Annotated in this window: 14 protein-coding genes and 1 tRNA gene; 8 read left to right on the forward strand and 7 right to left on the reverse strand. The window is 58.9% G+C overall.

Translation table 11 applies throughout. The annotated features are described in order from the left end of the window. Positions 1-2 precede the first annotated feature (2 nt). Complete coding sequence (locus AC0V6O_RS07525; RefSeq protein WP_486142879.1) at positions 3-917, forward strand: haloalkane dehalogenase; 915 nt, start codon at positions 3-5, stop codon at positions 915-917. Positions 918-922: 5 nt separating this feature from the next. On the opposite strand, the gene AC0V6O_RS07530 is transcribed toward AC0V6O_RS07525, so the two are convergent. The 4 genes from AC0V6O_RS07530 to grxC all read right to left on the reverse strand — a co-directional run bounded on the left by AC0V6O_RS07530 (position 923) and on the right by grxC (position 2,773). Continuing rightward, a tRNA-Arg gene (locus AC0V6O_RS07530) sits at positions 923-999 on the reverse strand. Positions 1,000-1,067: 68 nt separating this feature from the next. After that, positions 1,068-1,673: a DUF1178 family protein gene (locus AC0V6O_RS07535; RefSeq protein WP_486142881.1), complete on the reverse strand. Its 606-nt coding sequence runs from the start codon at positions 1,671-1,673 to the stop codon at positions 1,068-1,070. A gap of 8 nt (positions 1,674-1,681) precedes the next feature. Beyond that, positions 1,682-2,500 carry a carbon-nitrogen hydrolase family protein gene (locus AC0V6O_RS07540; protein ID WP_486142883.1) on the reverse strand — a complete coding sequence of 273 codons (819 nt, stop codon included), beginning with the start codon at positions 2,498-2,500 and terminating at the stop codon, positions 1,682-1,684. A 9-nt stretch (positions 2,501-2,509) separates the two neighbouring features. Continuing rightward, positions 2,510-2,773: a glutaredoxin 3 gene (gene grxC, locus AC0V6O_RS07545; protein ID WP_486142885.1), complete on the reverse strand. Its 264-nt coding sequence runs from the start codon at positions 2,771-2,773 to the stop codon at positions 2,510-2,512. 208 nt (positions 2,774-2,981) lie between these two features. Here grxC and AC0V6O_RS07550 point away from each other — a divergent pair, with 208 nt between their 5' ends. Next, complete coding sequence (locus tag AC0V6O_RS07550; RefSeq protein WP_472638690.1) at positions 2,982-3,458, forward strand: Hsp20 family protein; 477 nt, start codon at positions 2,982-2,984, stop codon at positions 3,456-3,458. Positions 3,459-3,832: 374 nt separating this feature from the next. On the opposite strand, the gene pyrG is transcribed toward AC0V6O_RS07550, so the two are convergent. The 3 genes from pyrG to tpiA all read right to left on the reverse strand — a co-directional run bounded on the left by pyrG (position 3,833) and on the right by tpiA (position 6,799). Continuing rightward, complete coding sequence (gene pyrG, locus AC0V6O_RS07555; protein WP_486142888.1) at positions 3,833-5,467, reverse strand: CTP synthase; 1,635 nt, start codon at positions 5,465-5,467, stop codon at positions 3,833-3,835. Positions 5,468-5,571: 104 nt separating this feature from the next. Further along, positions 5,572-5,937, reverse strand: coding sequence for a preprotein translocase subunit SecG (gene secG / locus AC0V6O_RS07560; protein ID WP_472640906.1), 366 nt, complete (start codon positions 5,935-5,937; stop codon positions 5,572-5,574). 100 nt (positions 5,938-6,037) lie between these two features. Beyond that, entirely contained in the window at positions 6,038-6,799 is a 762-nt protein-coding gene (gene tpiA, locus AC0V6O_RS07565; protein ID WP_486142890.1) for a triose-phosphate isomerase, read from the reverse strand. 205 nt (positions 6,800-7,004) lie between these two features. Between tpiA and AC0V6O_RS07570 the strand changes: the two genes are divergently transcribed. From AC0V6O_RS07570 to trpD, 6 genes are read left to right on the forward strand one after another with little or no spacing between them, the layout of a single operon-like run. After that, complete coding sequence (locus tag AC0V6O_RS07570; RefSeq protein WP_486142892.1) at positions 7,005-8,942, forward strand: peptidylprolyl isomerase; 1,938 nt, start codon at positions 7,005-7,007, stop codon at positions 8,940-8,942. Between the two features lie 16 nt (positions 8,943-8,958). Continuing rightward, the gene (gene trpE / locus AC0V6O_RS07575) at positions 8,959-10,494 is read left to right on the forward strand and encodes an anthranilate synthase component I (protein ID WP_486142894.1); all 1,536 of its coding nucleotides are present in this window, start codon (positions 8,959-8,961) and stop codon (positions 10,492-10,494) included. After that, the gene (locus AC0V6O_RS07580) at positions 10,491-11,339 is read left to right on the forward strand and encodes a phosphodiester glycosidase family protein (protein ID WP_486142896.1); all 849 of its coding nucleotides are present in this window, start codon (positions 10,491-10,493) and stop codon (positions 11,337-11,339) included. The genes trpE and AC0V6O_RS07580 overlap by 4 nt, the downstream gene beginning before the upstream one ends. 13 nt (positions 11,340-11,352) lie before the next feature. Further along, positions 11,353-11,895 (forward strand): hypothetical protein, encoded by a 543-nt coding sequence (locus AC0V6O_RS07585; RefSeq protein ID WP_486142898.1) that lies wholly within the window; start codon positions 11,353-11,355, stop codon positions 11,893-11,895. Next, positions 11,892-12,491: an anthranilate synthase component II gene (locus tag AC0V6O_RS07590; protein ID WP_486142900.1), complete on the forward strand. Its 600-nt coding sequence runs from the start codon at positions 11,892-11,894 to the stop codon at positions 12,489-12,491. The genes AC0V6O_RS07585 and AC0V6O_RS07590 overlap by 4 nt, the downstream gene beginning before the upstream one ends. Next, positions 12,488-13,480 (forward strand): anthranilate phosphoribosyltransferase, encoded by a 993-nt coding sequence (gene trpD / locus AC0V6O_RS07595; protein WP_486142902.1) that lies wholly within the window; start codon positions 12,488-12,490, stop codon positions 13,478-13,480. The genes AC0V6O_RS07590 and trpD overlap by 4 nt, the downstream gene beginning before the upstream one ends. Positions 13,481-13,483 lie beyond the last annotated feature (3 nt).

A 13,483-nucleotide genomic window follows, 5' to 3' on the forward strand; every position in this document is an offset into this window, starting at 1 on the left:
TGATGCAAATTCTGTCTTACGATCCCGCCCGCTTTGCTGACCTGCCCGATTTTCCGTTTGCTGAGAATTGGTGCGACATCGATCTGGGCGATGGGCATTCCGGACGGATGCACTACGTCGATGAAGGAGCCAAGGAGGCCCCGCCCGTGCTGCTGTTCCATGGCGAGCCGAGCTGGAGCTATCTCTATCGCAAGATGATCCCGGTTCTGGTGGATGCGGGGTTTCGCTGCCTCGCGCCGGATCTGATCGGGTTCGGCAAGAGCGACAAGCCCGACGACATCAGCTTCTACACTTACCAGCGGCACATGGATTGGCTGGGCCAATGGCGCGCCGCAGTCGTGCCTCAGACCGCAGCTCTGTTCTGTCAGGATTGGGGCGGATTGCTGGGCCTGCGCATGGTTGGCGAGGCGCCTGACAGTTTCGCCTGCGTCGTGGCCAGCAACACTTTCCTGCCCACCGGCGGCACTCCCTCGCCCGCGTTTCTGGCGTGGCGCGAATTTGCCAAGGCCTCGCCTGATTTCCAAATCGGCGAGCTGCTCCAACGCGCGACTGCGACGGAACGGAGCGCGGCAGAAGTCGCCGCCTATGATGCACCCTTCCCCGATGAGCCGAGCAAGGCAGGCGCGCGTGCATTCCCTCAGCTCGTCCCGGTAGAAGACGGCATGGCCGGGATCGCAGAGAACACTGCTGCTTGGGAGGGATTAAGCGCCTTCGATAAGCCGTTTCTAACGCTGTTTGGCGAAGATGATCCGGTGACTGGCGGGCTTGGCCATGCGCTGACCGCGCGGATTGCGGGGGCCAAGGATCAGCCACACGCGATGCTCTCCACCTGCGGGCATTTCTGCCAGGAAGATCGCCCGGTTGAGCTGGCACAAGGCGTGATCGATACTGCGAAAAAGGCAGCTTTTCTGATCTGAGATGGTGGTGACCCCGGCGTGATTCGAACACGCGGCCCCCAGATTAGGAATCTGGTGCTCTATCCGGCTGAGCTACGGGGCCCCGCAAAGGCAAATAGCAGCGTTTACTGTTAGCGCAATATCGCGCTTAGCGCCGAGGGGCTCAGTCACTCAGTTCAGCTTTTCTGGTGGTGCAACCGGGAATGGCAGCGGCGCAATTGGCACGCCTTCCTCGGCTAGTGACTTGGCCTCTTCAAGGCTCGCCTGGCCGTGGATTGGTGCCTCATCGCGCTCGCCATAATGCATTTCGCGGCTTTGCTCGGCGAACTTGCTGCCGACCCACGTGCTGTCCTTGAGCGCCTTTTCCTGAGCCTTTGCTAACTTCGCGATGGCCGATTTCATCTCTGCGGTCATCGGCGTGTTGGACAGCTGCCCGCCTTTGGCAGGAACCGCCGGAGTGTCAGGCGTCTTGATCAGATCGGAAGACAGTTTGGCCGTGTCGCCTGCGCCAGAGGCGTCTGATTTCTTGGTTTTTGCGGCAGTTTGCGATGCGGCCTCAACCGCTTCCTTCACCGCTTCGGCCTTTTTCGCATCGCTGCGCGCGCTGTTGCCCTTTACCGGAACAGCCGGCGCCATGGGCGCTTTGGCGACACGCGTGGTTCCGCATTCCGGACAGGCGACATAGCCCGCCTCGCTCTGGTCGAGAAAGTCGCTGGACGAACGGAACCAGCCTTCAAAACGGTGGCCGCTTTCACAATGGAGGTCGAAGACGATCATAGAGCGCCCTATTTGGGGATTTCCCGCTTATTAGCAAGGCTGGGCAGCTGGCCGCGCACCTCTTTGATCCGGTCCAAATCAATGTCGCAAAAGCCGAGGCCCGGCTCCTCGCCACCCATATCGAGCAGAACTTCGCCCCACGGGTCGATCACCAGGCTGTGACCATAGGTCTCACGGCCGTCCTCGTGCTTGCCAACCTGCGCAGCGGCAATGACGAAAGCCTGCGCCTCAATTGCGCGGGCGCGCAGCAGAACATGCCAATGGGCCTTGCCAGTGGGCACAGTGAAGGCGGCAGGCACCGCGATAGCTTCGCATCGGCGCTGTCCCAGAGCCTCGAACAGAGCGGGAAAGCGCATGTCATAACAGATGGTCAGGCCGAGCGTGCCCAGTGGCGTATCGGGAACGGTGACGACTTCGCGGCCCGCCTGATAGGCAGCGCTCTCACGCCAGTGTTCACCCGATGCCAACTGAACATCGAACATGTGCATCTTGTCATAATATGCGATCTCACCGTGTGCAGCTGAGAAGTACACGCTTCGGTTAGCCCATTTTCCATCGTTCGTTTCAATCGGAAGTGAACCGAGCGCGATGTCGATACCAGTAAAGTCAGCGAGCTCTGACAGATGCAGCATGGTCTGTCTGCCCTGATCGCCTTCAATCGACGGTGCAGCGCGCTTTCGGTTACGATCAAGCAGAGTCGACATCTCTGGCGTAAACAGCACTTTTGCGCCTTCGTTTACCGCTTGCCCTGCAGCGTCCACAATCGCATCCAGGTTAGCGCTGACGTCAATCCCAGACCTCATCTGCAAGACAGCAATTTTGGTCATCAGCTGCGCTTAGCCCGCGAGCAGCGCGTCAAGCTGGCCTGAGCGATCGAGTGCGGCCAAATCGTCAGAACCGCCTACATGCAGATCGCCGATGAAGATTTGCGGCACCGTGCGGGCGTCCGGCGCGCGTTCAAGCATCTCAGCCTTCTTCGGGCCGCCCATGGTGATATCAAACTCGTTGAATTCCGCGCCTTTGCTCTTCAGCAAATTCTTTGCGCGAACGCAGAATGGGCAGGTGAATTTGGAGTAGATATCGATATTAGGCTGGGTCATTAAAAACTCTTCTTTTCTTATTTAAGCGACTGAAAGTGCGTATATTTTATCCGGCGCACTGCCTCTTGAAAGGCACTGTATGGCACCCTAGATATGTCCTGTCAGCACGATCCGCCAGTCTTGGGGATTAATGCTGGCGCAATTGGGTGCTGCATTCGGCAGGCCCGCTTTGAAAATACAGATTGCTCAAACACGAGGATTTGAAATTATGTCACGTCTAGATTTTACCCCTTATCGCCGGACCACGGTTGGTTTTGACCACTTGTTCGACCTGCTCGAAAGCCAGGCTCGCAGCAATTCCAGCGATAATTACCCCCCATTTAACATCGCCCGCAGCAGCGAAGACAATTACCGCATCACGCTGGCGATTGCAGGCTTCCGCCCGGAAGACATTGAGATCACGGCGCAGCAAAATCTGCTGACCGTTCAGGGCAAGAAGCGCGAGGAAACTCAAGAAGCGACCGAGATGCTGCATGTCGGCATCGCCAATCGTGGGTTTGAACGCCGCTTTGAGCTAGCCGATCACGTCCGCGTAGAGCGCGCCGATCTGGCCGATGGTCTGTTGGTGATCGATCTGGTGCGCGAAGTGCCAGAGGCGATGAAGCCGAAGAAGATTGCAGTGAACGGCGCGGCCACTCTGACCGCTGTTCCTGATGCATCAGAGGATGATGCGAACGCGGCCTAAGCTGCTCGCTTCATCAGTTCACAAACTTTGAGAAAAATGTAGGGGCGGACCGTTAAAAGTCCGCCCCCGCGACATTTGCCGCCTCTAGCAAGGCTTACCGTCTGGGTCGCAGAAGACGGTGAGACTCGCGTCGAGCAGTGCACGGGCCGCCAATGCGGTCCCGCTATTTGCATAAGGCGAGTTGCCCCCAACCACCTGTTGAAGCCGTTAGGCTCCTTACCGCGTCGGTAAGGGTAAACTTGCAATTGGTGCAAGGTCATTTTTGTAGAGCTTTAAGAACACTACAAAATTAGGTTTCACCTATTGAACCGAAAGCCGAATTCACCACGGATTCGCCCCGATTCGCCGCATTGATGATCATCGCCAGGCTCGGCTTAGACGAGGCGTGACTGCTCTAAAGCGGCTGAGATAAAGCCTGCAAACAAGGGGTGCGGATCAAATGGCCGCGACTTCAGTTCCGGGTGGAATTGCACACCAACGAACCATGGGTGGTCGGGCCGCTCCACGATCTCGGGCAGCAAGCCATCGGGCGACATGCCTGAGAACACGAGGCCCCCATGCTCCAGCGGTTTGATGTAAGCGCCATTGACCTCGTAACGGTGGCGGTGGCGCTCAGAGATTTCCTCAGCACCCCCGTAGATGCGCGAGACGTGGCTGTTCGCGCCCAGCTTCGCATCATAAGCGCCTAGCCGCATTGTGCCGCCCAGATCACCGCCATCTTCGCGGGTTTGCAGGCCTTCTTCGGTCATCCATTCGGTGATAATGCCGACCACTGGCTCGCTGGTTTCGCCAAACTCGGTCGAGGACGCGGCGTCGATGCCGGCATCACGTACGCCTTCGACGCAGGCCATTTGCATGCCGAGGCAGATGCCGAAGAAGGGAACATTGCGTTCGCGCGCGAAGCGGACGCTGGCAATCTTGCCCTCGCTACCGCGCTCGCCAAATCCACCGGGCACCAAAATGCCGTGCAGCGGCTCCAGCTTGGCGATGATTTCGTCTTCATCACCTTCGAAGATTTCTGCATCAATCCACTTGATGTTGACCTTGACCCGGTTGGCCATGCCGCCGTGGACCAGCGCCTCGTTGAGGCTCTTATAGGCATCTTGCAGGCCGACATATTTGCCGATCACGCCGATCGTCACCTCGCCTTCCGGGTTAAAGTATCGGTCCGTGACGTCGTGCCATTGTGACAGATCAGGCTCTGGCGCATCGGTGATGCCAAAGCCGCGCAGCACCTCTGCATCAAGGCCTTGCTCGTGATATTGCAGCGGGACGGAATAGATCGAGGGCGCATCAAGCGCCGGGATCACCGATTCCATCCGCACATTGCAGAAATTGGCAATTTTACGCCGCTCACCATCGGGCAAAGGATGCTCGCAGCGGCACAGCAGCACGTCAGGCTTGATCCCGAGGCTCGCGAGTTCGCGCACAGAGTGCTGCGTCGGCTTGGTCTTCAGCTCGCCCGCCGCCGCAATGTAGGGCACCAGGGTCACGTGCACGCTCAGCGTTTGCAGCGGTTCCAGATCATTCCTGAGCTGCCGGATCGCCTCCATAAACGGTAGCGATTCGATATCGCCCACCGTTCCGCCAATCTCGCACAGGATAAAATCGAGATCGTCCTGATCATCCAGAGCGAACTGCTTAATCGCGTCGGTCACATGCGGGATCACCTGCACGGTCGCGCCCAGGTAATCGCCCCGGCGTTCTTTCGCGATGATATCGCGGTAGACGCGGCCAGAGGTGATATTGTCGCTTTGCCGCGCAGAAACCCCGGTAAAGCGTTCGTAATGGCCAAGATCGAGGTCCGTTTCGGCCCCGTCATCGGTAACATAGACTTCGCCGTGTTGATACGGGCTCATCGTGCCAGGATCGACATTGAGATACGGATCAAACTTGCGAATGCGCACCTTGTAGCCGCGCGCCTGCAGCAATGCTGCAAGGCTAGCTGCCATGAGACCTTTTCCGAGCGAGGAGACCACGCCGCCGGTTATGAATATGTACCGCGCCATGGGAGTTGGGGATTAAGCCTCGAAGTGGATTCGTGGCAAGCGAATTGCGCACTCAAAAGTGCGCCCATCCACAGCCATCACAAAATGTTACGGAATTGTCGCGCTTATTCAGCCGCGAGTGGGTCTTCTTCGCCAGTCGGCTCGACAGTCGCAGGTGCCGCGCCAGCTGCGCCGCCCGTGCTGAGCGGATCAGCGGCAGGAACATCGCGGTCGATGGTCGTGCTGATATCGCTGCCGCCGGTTGCATCCACGGCCACAGCCGCGAGTGCGATGGATAGAGCAACGAAAGTCACCGCCAGCCATTTGGTCGCGCGGGTCAGAAAATCAGCCGCACCGCGGGCACCCAATGCGCCGCCAGGGTTACCACCGCCGCCAATACCCAGGCCACCACCCTCTGAACGCTGCATTAGGACCACGCCAACCAGCGCGGCGGCGACAATCGCCTGAACAACAGTGAGAAACAGAAAAATCGACGACATGAGCTGATCAAAACCTATCTGAATGAAACCGCCATTTAGGTGCGCAGCGGCGCGCGCACAAGTCTGATTACCCGGTAAGGGGCATCAGGCCCTATCCCTCGACCGTATCTCCAGCGGCCAAAGCGATGTTCATAAACGTCTCTGCGGTCAGGCTGGCCCCACCTACCAGTGCGCCGCCAACCTCTGGAGTGCCGAGGATTTCTCCAGCGTTTTCAGGTTTAACCGAGCCGCCGTAAAGCACGCGGACCTCCGCACCCTGTTCTTTCCCATAGGTTTCGATGAGCAGATTACGGATCATCGCATGCATGGTGGCAATATCATCCACGGTTGCGGTTTTGCCGGTGCCAATCGCCCAGATCGGTTCATAAGCGACGGTGACTTTTTCCCCAGCATCCTTAAGTTTCGGCAAGGAAGCCTGCAATTGAGTAGCGACGAAGGCTTCTGCCTCGCCTGCCTCACGGGTTTCCAGCGTCTCTCCGCAACAGATGATCACGCGCAGTCCGCCTTCGAGCGCGGCGTCCGCTTTCTCGCGCACCTGCTCGTTCGTCTCGCCGTAACCCTGGCGGCGCTCGCTGTGACCCAGAATTACAAATTTGGCCCCGGCGTCGGCGATCATCGGCACAGAGATGTCACCAGTGTGCGCGCCATCCGGGTTGGGTGAGCAATCCTGCGCCCCGACCCAGATCTGCTCTACCTCGCGGTGAACCGCATGGATCAGCGTGTATGGCGGGGCCAAAGCGACCTCTACCTTCATGTGCCGCTGAGCGGCCCGGTCAACCGCACGCGCTTCTGAAAGCATGGCGCGAGTGCCGTTCATTTTCCAATTTCCGACGATGTAAGGCCGCTGGGCCATAATAAAATCCTGCGCCAATATTATGCGTTATTCGAATCTCGCCCCATACTTAGGAGCAGGGGGCCGCGTCCGCTAGCGGAGGAAAGTGATCCAGTCAAAACGCATCGTGGACTGTTGCCGCGAGGTCGCAGGGCCGATAAAGCCGAACCAGCTTTCCGCTTACTAGCGGTGTTAGTCCCCTAATGACTTGGGAATTAAAGACCAGATGATTTCGTTCTTTCGCAGATTCTTTCAATCGAAAATCGGCCTCGGCCTGACCTTGGCGTTCCTAGTGCTCATTGCTTTCGCTTTTGCGAGCGGTGATGTGGCCAATAACAACACCTTTGGCGGGGTCGCCGGCAATGACCGGATTGCGGTGGTTGGCGATGACCGGATCGACACCTCGGAATTGAGCCAATTGGCCAATTCTGCGCTGCGTCAGGTGCGCGAGCAAAGCCCGACCACGACGATGCCGATGTTTATTGAGCAAGGCGGCCTTGAAGAGGTTTTGGACCAGTTGATCGATCGCTATGCGATTGCGGGATACGCCGAGAAATACGGCCTGCGCGCGGGGACAAACCTGGTGAATAGCGAGATTCTTCAGATCCCGGCGTTTCGCGGGGCGACCGGCGAATTTGACGAATCTGTCTATCAGAATGCGCTCCGCTCTCAGAACCTGACTGACGCGGTATTGCGCCGCGATTTGGCAGATGGTCTGCTGGCACAGCAATTGCTGGTTCCATCGATCGGCACGCCGCAAATGCCAAGCAGCATTGCTCGCCGTTACACCGCATTGCTGCGTGAACGCCGCAAAGGCACCATCGCACTTATCCCCAGCACATCATTTGCGCCGGAAGGCGATCCAACCGACGCGCAGATTAGCGCATTTTTCGAAGAGAATCGGACGCGCTATATACAGCCTGAGCGCCGCACGGTCCGCTATGCGACCTTTAGCGAGGCCGATATCAATACACGGATCGAGCCGACAACGGCGGAGATTGCCGCACGTTATGAACGTGATGCCGATCAATATGCTGCGGTTGAGACGCGCACTATCAGCTCCTTCTTTGTGCCGACACAGGATGCGGCCAATGCGATTCGCGATGCTGTTCGCTCTGGGACTTCGTTAGAGGCGGCGGCGCGCAATGCCGGCTTTTCTGTCTCTGCCAGCGAAGGCCAGACCGAAAGCGCCCTTGCCTCTGCCACCAGCAGCGCAGTTGCCACAGCAGTCTTTGCGACCCCACGCGGGCAATTGGCAGAGCCAGCGCGCAGTTCGCTGGGTTGGTACGTCGCCCGCGTCGATGGTGTCACCAACACGCCGGCACGCAGTCTGGCCGATGCGACGCCAGAGATTACAGAGCGCCTGACGGTGGAAAAACGCGCCGCAGCCCTGTCTGATTTCAGTGCGCGGATCGAGGAACAGGTGGATGACGGCACATCGCTATCCAATGTGGCCGACGAATTTGGCCTGACATTACAAACCACCCCTGCCCTCACCGCCGATGGTCGCGTGTTTGGTAGCGAAGAAGGCGCGACCGCGCCGCCAGAGCTTCAGGCTGCGCTCGCCACTGCCTTCGATATGGAGGAAGGTGAACCGCAATTGGCCGAGGTTGTTCGCGGCCAAGTGTTCATTGTGTTTGAAGTGCCAGAGGTCACAGAAAGCTCCGTTGCGGCTCTTGCCGACATTCGCCAGCGCGTTGAGTTCGATTGGCGTTTGTTCGAAGGGCATAGCGCGGCGCAAGCTGCGGCGGACCGCATTCTAGAGCGGATGCGCGGCGAAGGCACTTTGGTCGAAGCGGTGAATGCGGAGGAAACCAGCCTGCCTCCGATCCAGACGATTGATCTTGGGCGCACTGAATTGCTGCAACAGCAGCAACGCCCTGCCCCACCGCTCGCCTTGCTGTTCAGCATGGCGGAAGGCACGACGAAACGCCTTGAAGGCGCGAATCGTCTTGGCTGGTTTGTGGTCGATCTGGAGGATATCAGCACCGACGAAGTGGCGGATGATGATCCCCTGCTGCAAGCGACCCTTACTCAGATGGGCCCGGCAATTTCGACCGAATATGCCGAGCAATTGACCGCAGCGATGCGTGAAGAGCTGGGCGTGGACCGCAACGAAGACGCGATCGAGGCGGTGCGCAAGCAGCTCGCCGGCGAAACCTAAGCGCGCCGCCATTGCTGTGAGTGGTGCCCCTGAAAATGCGAGGCTTGCGGCTGATTTGCTGCGGGCAGGAAAGCCTGCCTTGGTGTGGCGGCGGATTATCGCGGATAGCGATACGCCGGTCGGCGCGGCTCAGCGTCTGATAGAGCCGGGGCGCGGCGACTTCCTGCTCGAATCGGTTGAGGGCGGCGAGATTCGCGGGCGTTACAGCCTGCTGGGCCTCGATCCTGATCTGGTGTTTCGCGGCGATGGCAAGACGGCGGCGGTGAATCGCAAATGGCGCAGCGACCGCGAGGCGTTTGAGCCGTGCAGCGGCGATGCGATGACGGAGCTGCGCGCACTTGCGCAGGCTTGCCGGATTGATGTGCCAGAGGAATTGCCGCCTGCCCTGGCCTGTCTGGTCGGTTATTTCGGCTATGAAACGATTGGTTTGGTTGAGGCCTTGCCGCGCGCACCGGGCAGCGAGCTAGAACTGCCCGACATGTTGTTCGTGCGCCCGACTATCATTCTGGTGTTCGATAGCCTGAGCGACAGCCTCTATTGCGTTGCGCCGATCTGGCCCAAAGATGTGGGCGCGGATGATCCGGATGGCGCGATTGCGCGCGCTGGCGAGCGGATTGATGAGACCTTGAGCAAGCTTTCGCAGCGGCGCCCCGCCCCGGCTCGCATGAACGAGGCCGCCGTGCCTGAGCTCTCACCTGTGATGGCCGCGGCGGACTATAAAGCGATGGTTGCCCGGGCGAAGGACTACATCACAGCAGGCGATATTTTTCAGGTCGTGCTGGCTCAGCGATTCACCTGCCCGTTTGAACTGCCTCCGTTGGAGCTTTACCGCGCTCTGCGCCGGGTGAACCCCTCGCCGTTCCTATATTTCCTCGACCTGCCGGGCTTTGCCATTGTTGGCTCCAGCCCCGAAATCCTCGTGCGGGTGCGCGATGATGCGAGCGGCAAGAAAGAGGTCACCATTCGTCCAATCGCTGGCACCAGGCCGCGCGGCAAGGACGCTGCACAGGATAAGGCCAATGAGGCCAGCCTGCTGGTTGATCCGAAAGAACTGGCAGAGCATCTCATGCTGCTTGACCTGGGGCGCAATGATGTGGGCCGGGTGGCCGCGCGCGGCAGCGTGGAGGTGACCGATAGCTTCACGATTGAGCGCTACAGCCATGTGATGCACATTGTCAGCAATGTGGTTGGCGAGCTGGCGGACGATAAAGACGCGCTAGATGCGCTGTTCGCGGGCTTCCCAGCGGGCACGGTGTCCGGCGCGCCTAAAATCCGGGCATGCGAGATCATCGCGGAGCTGGAGCCGGAAACGCGCGGTGCCTATGCCGGAGCGGTAGGCTATTTCGCGCCCGATGGATCGGTCGATTCGTGCATTGTCTTGCGCACGGCCGTGGTGAAGGATGGAATGATGCATGTGCAGGCTGGCGCCGGGATCGTCGCCGATAGCGATCCGGACTATGAGCTCGCAGAATGCGGCGCGAAGGCGAGCGCTTTGATCGCCGCCGCGCGCGAAGCTGTGCGGGTCGCAGGCGAACCGGGGTTTGGCCAATGAAGCGTTTGCCCATCATCCTCGCCGCGATGTTTGCTATCGCCGCCTGTCAGGAACAGCCTGCAGGTGAACCTGTAACCAGGGCCGCGATAGGCGATCATTCCGATATGCCCGCCCCAGAAGTCGTGGAAGAGGCCGAAGAGGCTGTGCCTGAGTCGGAAGAGACCCCAGCGGTTGCCTCGGTCTGTAAATCCGCCACATTCGAGGGCGTGCGCCTGACCCATTGCGTTGCGGACCCGGCAAAGCACCGCATTCGCACCGCTCTCGGCCCCAGCGGCGGCGCGGCCTACGGCTCGCTTAGCGCCTTTGCCCGCAGCATTGATCACAGCACCGTCGCCTTTGCAGTGAACGGCGGGATGTACGGCGATAACGGCCAACCGATCGGCTATTACGTCCAAGGCGGCGACCGGATCAAAGAACTCAACCGCTCTGATGGCTCAGGCAATTTTCACCTGAAACCCAATGGCGTGTTCTACGGCACTGGTGGATCATGGCGTATCCGCACCTCTGACAGCTTCTTTTCAAACGTACGCGACCGCCCGCAGTTCGGGACGCAATCCGGCCCGATGCTGGTGATCGGCGGAAAGCTGCACCCGGAAATCGCGGAAAATGGCCCAAGCCGGGCGATCCGCAACGGGGTCGGCATTGATAAGGATGGCAAGGCGCATTTCGTGCGCTCAGAGGCGCCGCTCAGCTTTGGTCAACTCGCCCGGTTTTACCGTGATGAGCTAAACGTGCCTGATGCGCTTTATCTCGATGGTCAGGTCTCCTCCCTGTGGGATCCAGCGAGCGAGCGGCTCGACAGCCGCACCGGGCTTGGCCCGATCATCGCTGTTACGAATAGGTAAGTTTAGGGTTGGCATGTCCGATACAGTACCTCCTTACGCATTCGCATTTTATGAAACTGTTATAGATGAACATCTGTCGCTAGCGGTTTCGTCCTTTATGCAATTCAGTGAGTGCGTTTCAAATGAGGGTGAAGCTAAAGAGGCATCGGCATTCTTGAGCGCCGCGCTGATTAATTGCGCTGCCGTTGCAAGGTACTTTCAACCAAGCCGTTCATCTGCTTTTGCGAAAGGCAGGGGAGCCGCGTTGATGGCAAAATATGACATTGATCCTTCCTCGCCTCTATTGGATCGTGATCTGCGGAATTTCATTGAGCACCTCGACGAGAGAATCGATAAGTGGTTGAAATCAAATCCGGTCGGGCCAATCGTTCCTAGTCCGGTACTTGGTCACCACTCGTTGGTAGATGGCGGTTTTAGTCACGCATTTCGGATTATCGATGCAGAAAATGACATTTATGTCGGGCTTGGTGAGAAGTTTGAGTATGGAGGATTAGCTCGGGAGGCAGTCAGATTGTACCTTAGAAACGAACAAGGAACAGGCCAAAGCTTCACATGATACTCGTCATCGACAATTACGACAGCTTCACCTTCAATCTGGTCCATTACTTAATGGAGCTCGGCGCGGATGTGAGGGTGGAGCGCAACGACGCGATGAGCGCGCGTGAAGCGATCGCTACAAATGCCAGCGGCTTTCTGATTTCACCTGGACCGCGCACTCCGGATGAGGCGGGCATCAGCCTCGACCTTGTCGCTGCCTGTGCGGACGCTGAAAAGCCCTTGCTGGGCGTGTGCCTTGGCCACCAAAGCATCGGCCAGCATTTCGGCGGCAAAGTGGTGCGCGGCGGTTTGATGCACGGCAAAACCTCGCCCGTCACCCATGATGGGACCGGCGTGTTCGCTGGCCTGCCCTCACCGTTCAGCGCCACGCGCTATCACAGCCTTGTGGTCGAGCAGGAACCCTCTGGCCTGATCGCCAATGCGCATAGTGAGACCCCCGGCCTCGATGGCGCGGCGGTGATGGGCTTCCGCCATGAAAGCCTGCCGATCCATGGCGTTCAATTTCATCCTGAAAGCATTGCGACCGAGCATGGCCATGACCTGCTCGCCAATTTCATGACGCTTTGCGGACTGCCAACGAAGGAGCTCGCATGAAAACGCTACCGCTAGCCGTACCCCATATGAGCGAAGCCGAAGCCGAAGAGGTGTTCGGATGGATTCTGGACGGGGAAGCCAGCGAGGCTGAAATCGAGCGGTTCTTGCTCGCGATGACGGACCGTAGTGAAACCGCAGAAGAAATCGCAGGGGCTGCGCGGGCGCTAAGGGCGCGGCTGATCCCGGTTGATGGGCCTGATAATGCGATCGATGTCTGCGGGACCGGAGGTGATGGCCATCACACACTGAATGTGTCGACCGCCGTTGGCCTGGTGGTTGCGGCATGCGGTGTTCCGGTCGCGCGTCATGGCAATCGGGCGATATCATCTAAGGCCGGCGTTGCTGACACACTCGAAGTGCTCGGCCTTGATATGGAAGCAGCGGGCCGGACTGCGGAAAAAACCTTGGGCGAGATCGGTATTTGCTTCCTATTTGCGCCCAATCACCATCCGGCAATGGGGCGTATTCAACCCATCCGTAAGCGGCTTGCGCGGCGCACGATCTTTAACCTGATGGGGCCTTTATCCAATCCTGTAGGGGTCAATCGCCAGCTGATTGGCATTGCTCGGCCCGCCTATGTGCCAATCTACGCCGAAGCGAAATCGCGATTGGGCACGGAGCGAACCTTTATCGTTTCGGGCGATGAAGGACTCGACGAACTAAGTCTGGCAGGCGGCAACGAGCTGGCCGATGTAACGACCGACGATTTCGAAATGCGCCGTGTCGATGCAAGTTTGGCAGGCCTGCCAAACGCACCGGTGGAAGCCATCCGAGGAGGCGACCCAGCGCACAATGCAAAAGCTTTAGAGGCGTTGCTTGATGGCGCACCGAGTGCATATCGTGATGCGGTCGCGCTCAATGCGTCTGCGGCGCTGATTGTTGCTGGAGAAACCGAAAGCTGGGAGCACGGCGCGGCCATGGCGGCGGAAGCTTTGGACAGTGGTAAAGCGAAACAATTGCTTGCCCGCTGGATCGAATTGGCGAAGTAGGCT

This window comes from Erythrobacter sp. JB2-19, from assembly GCF_057365005.1.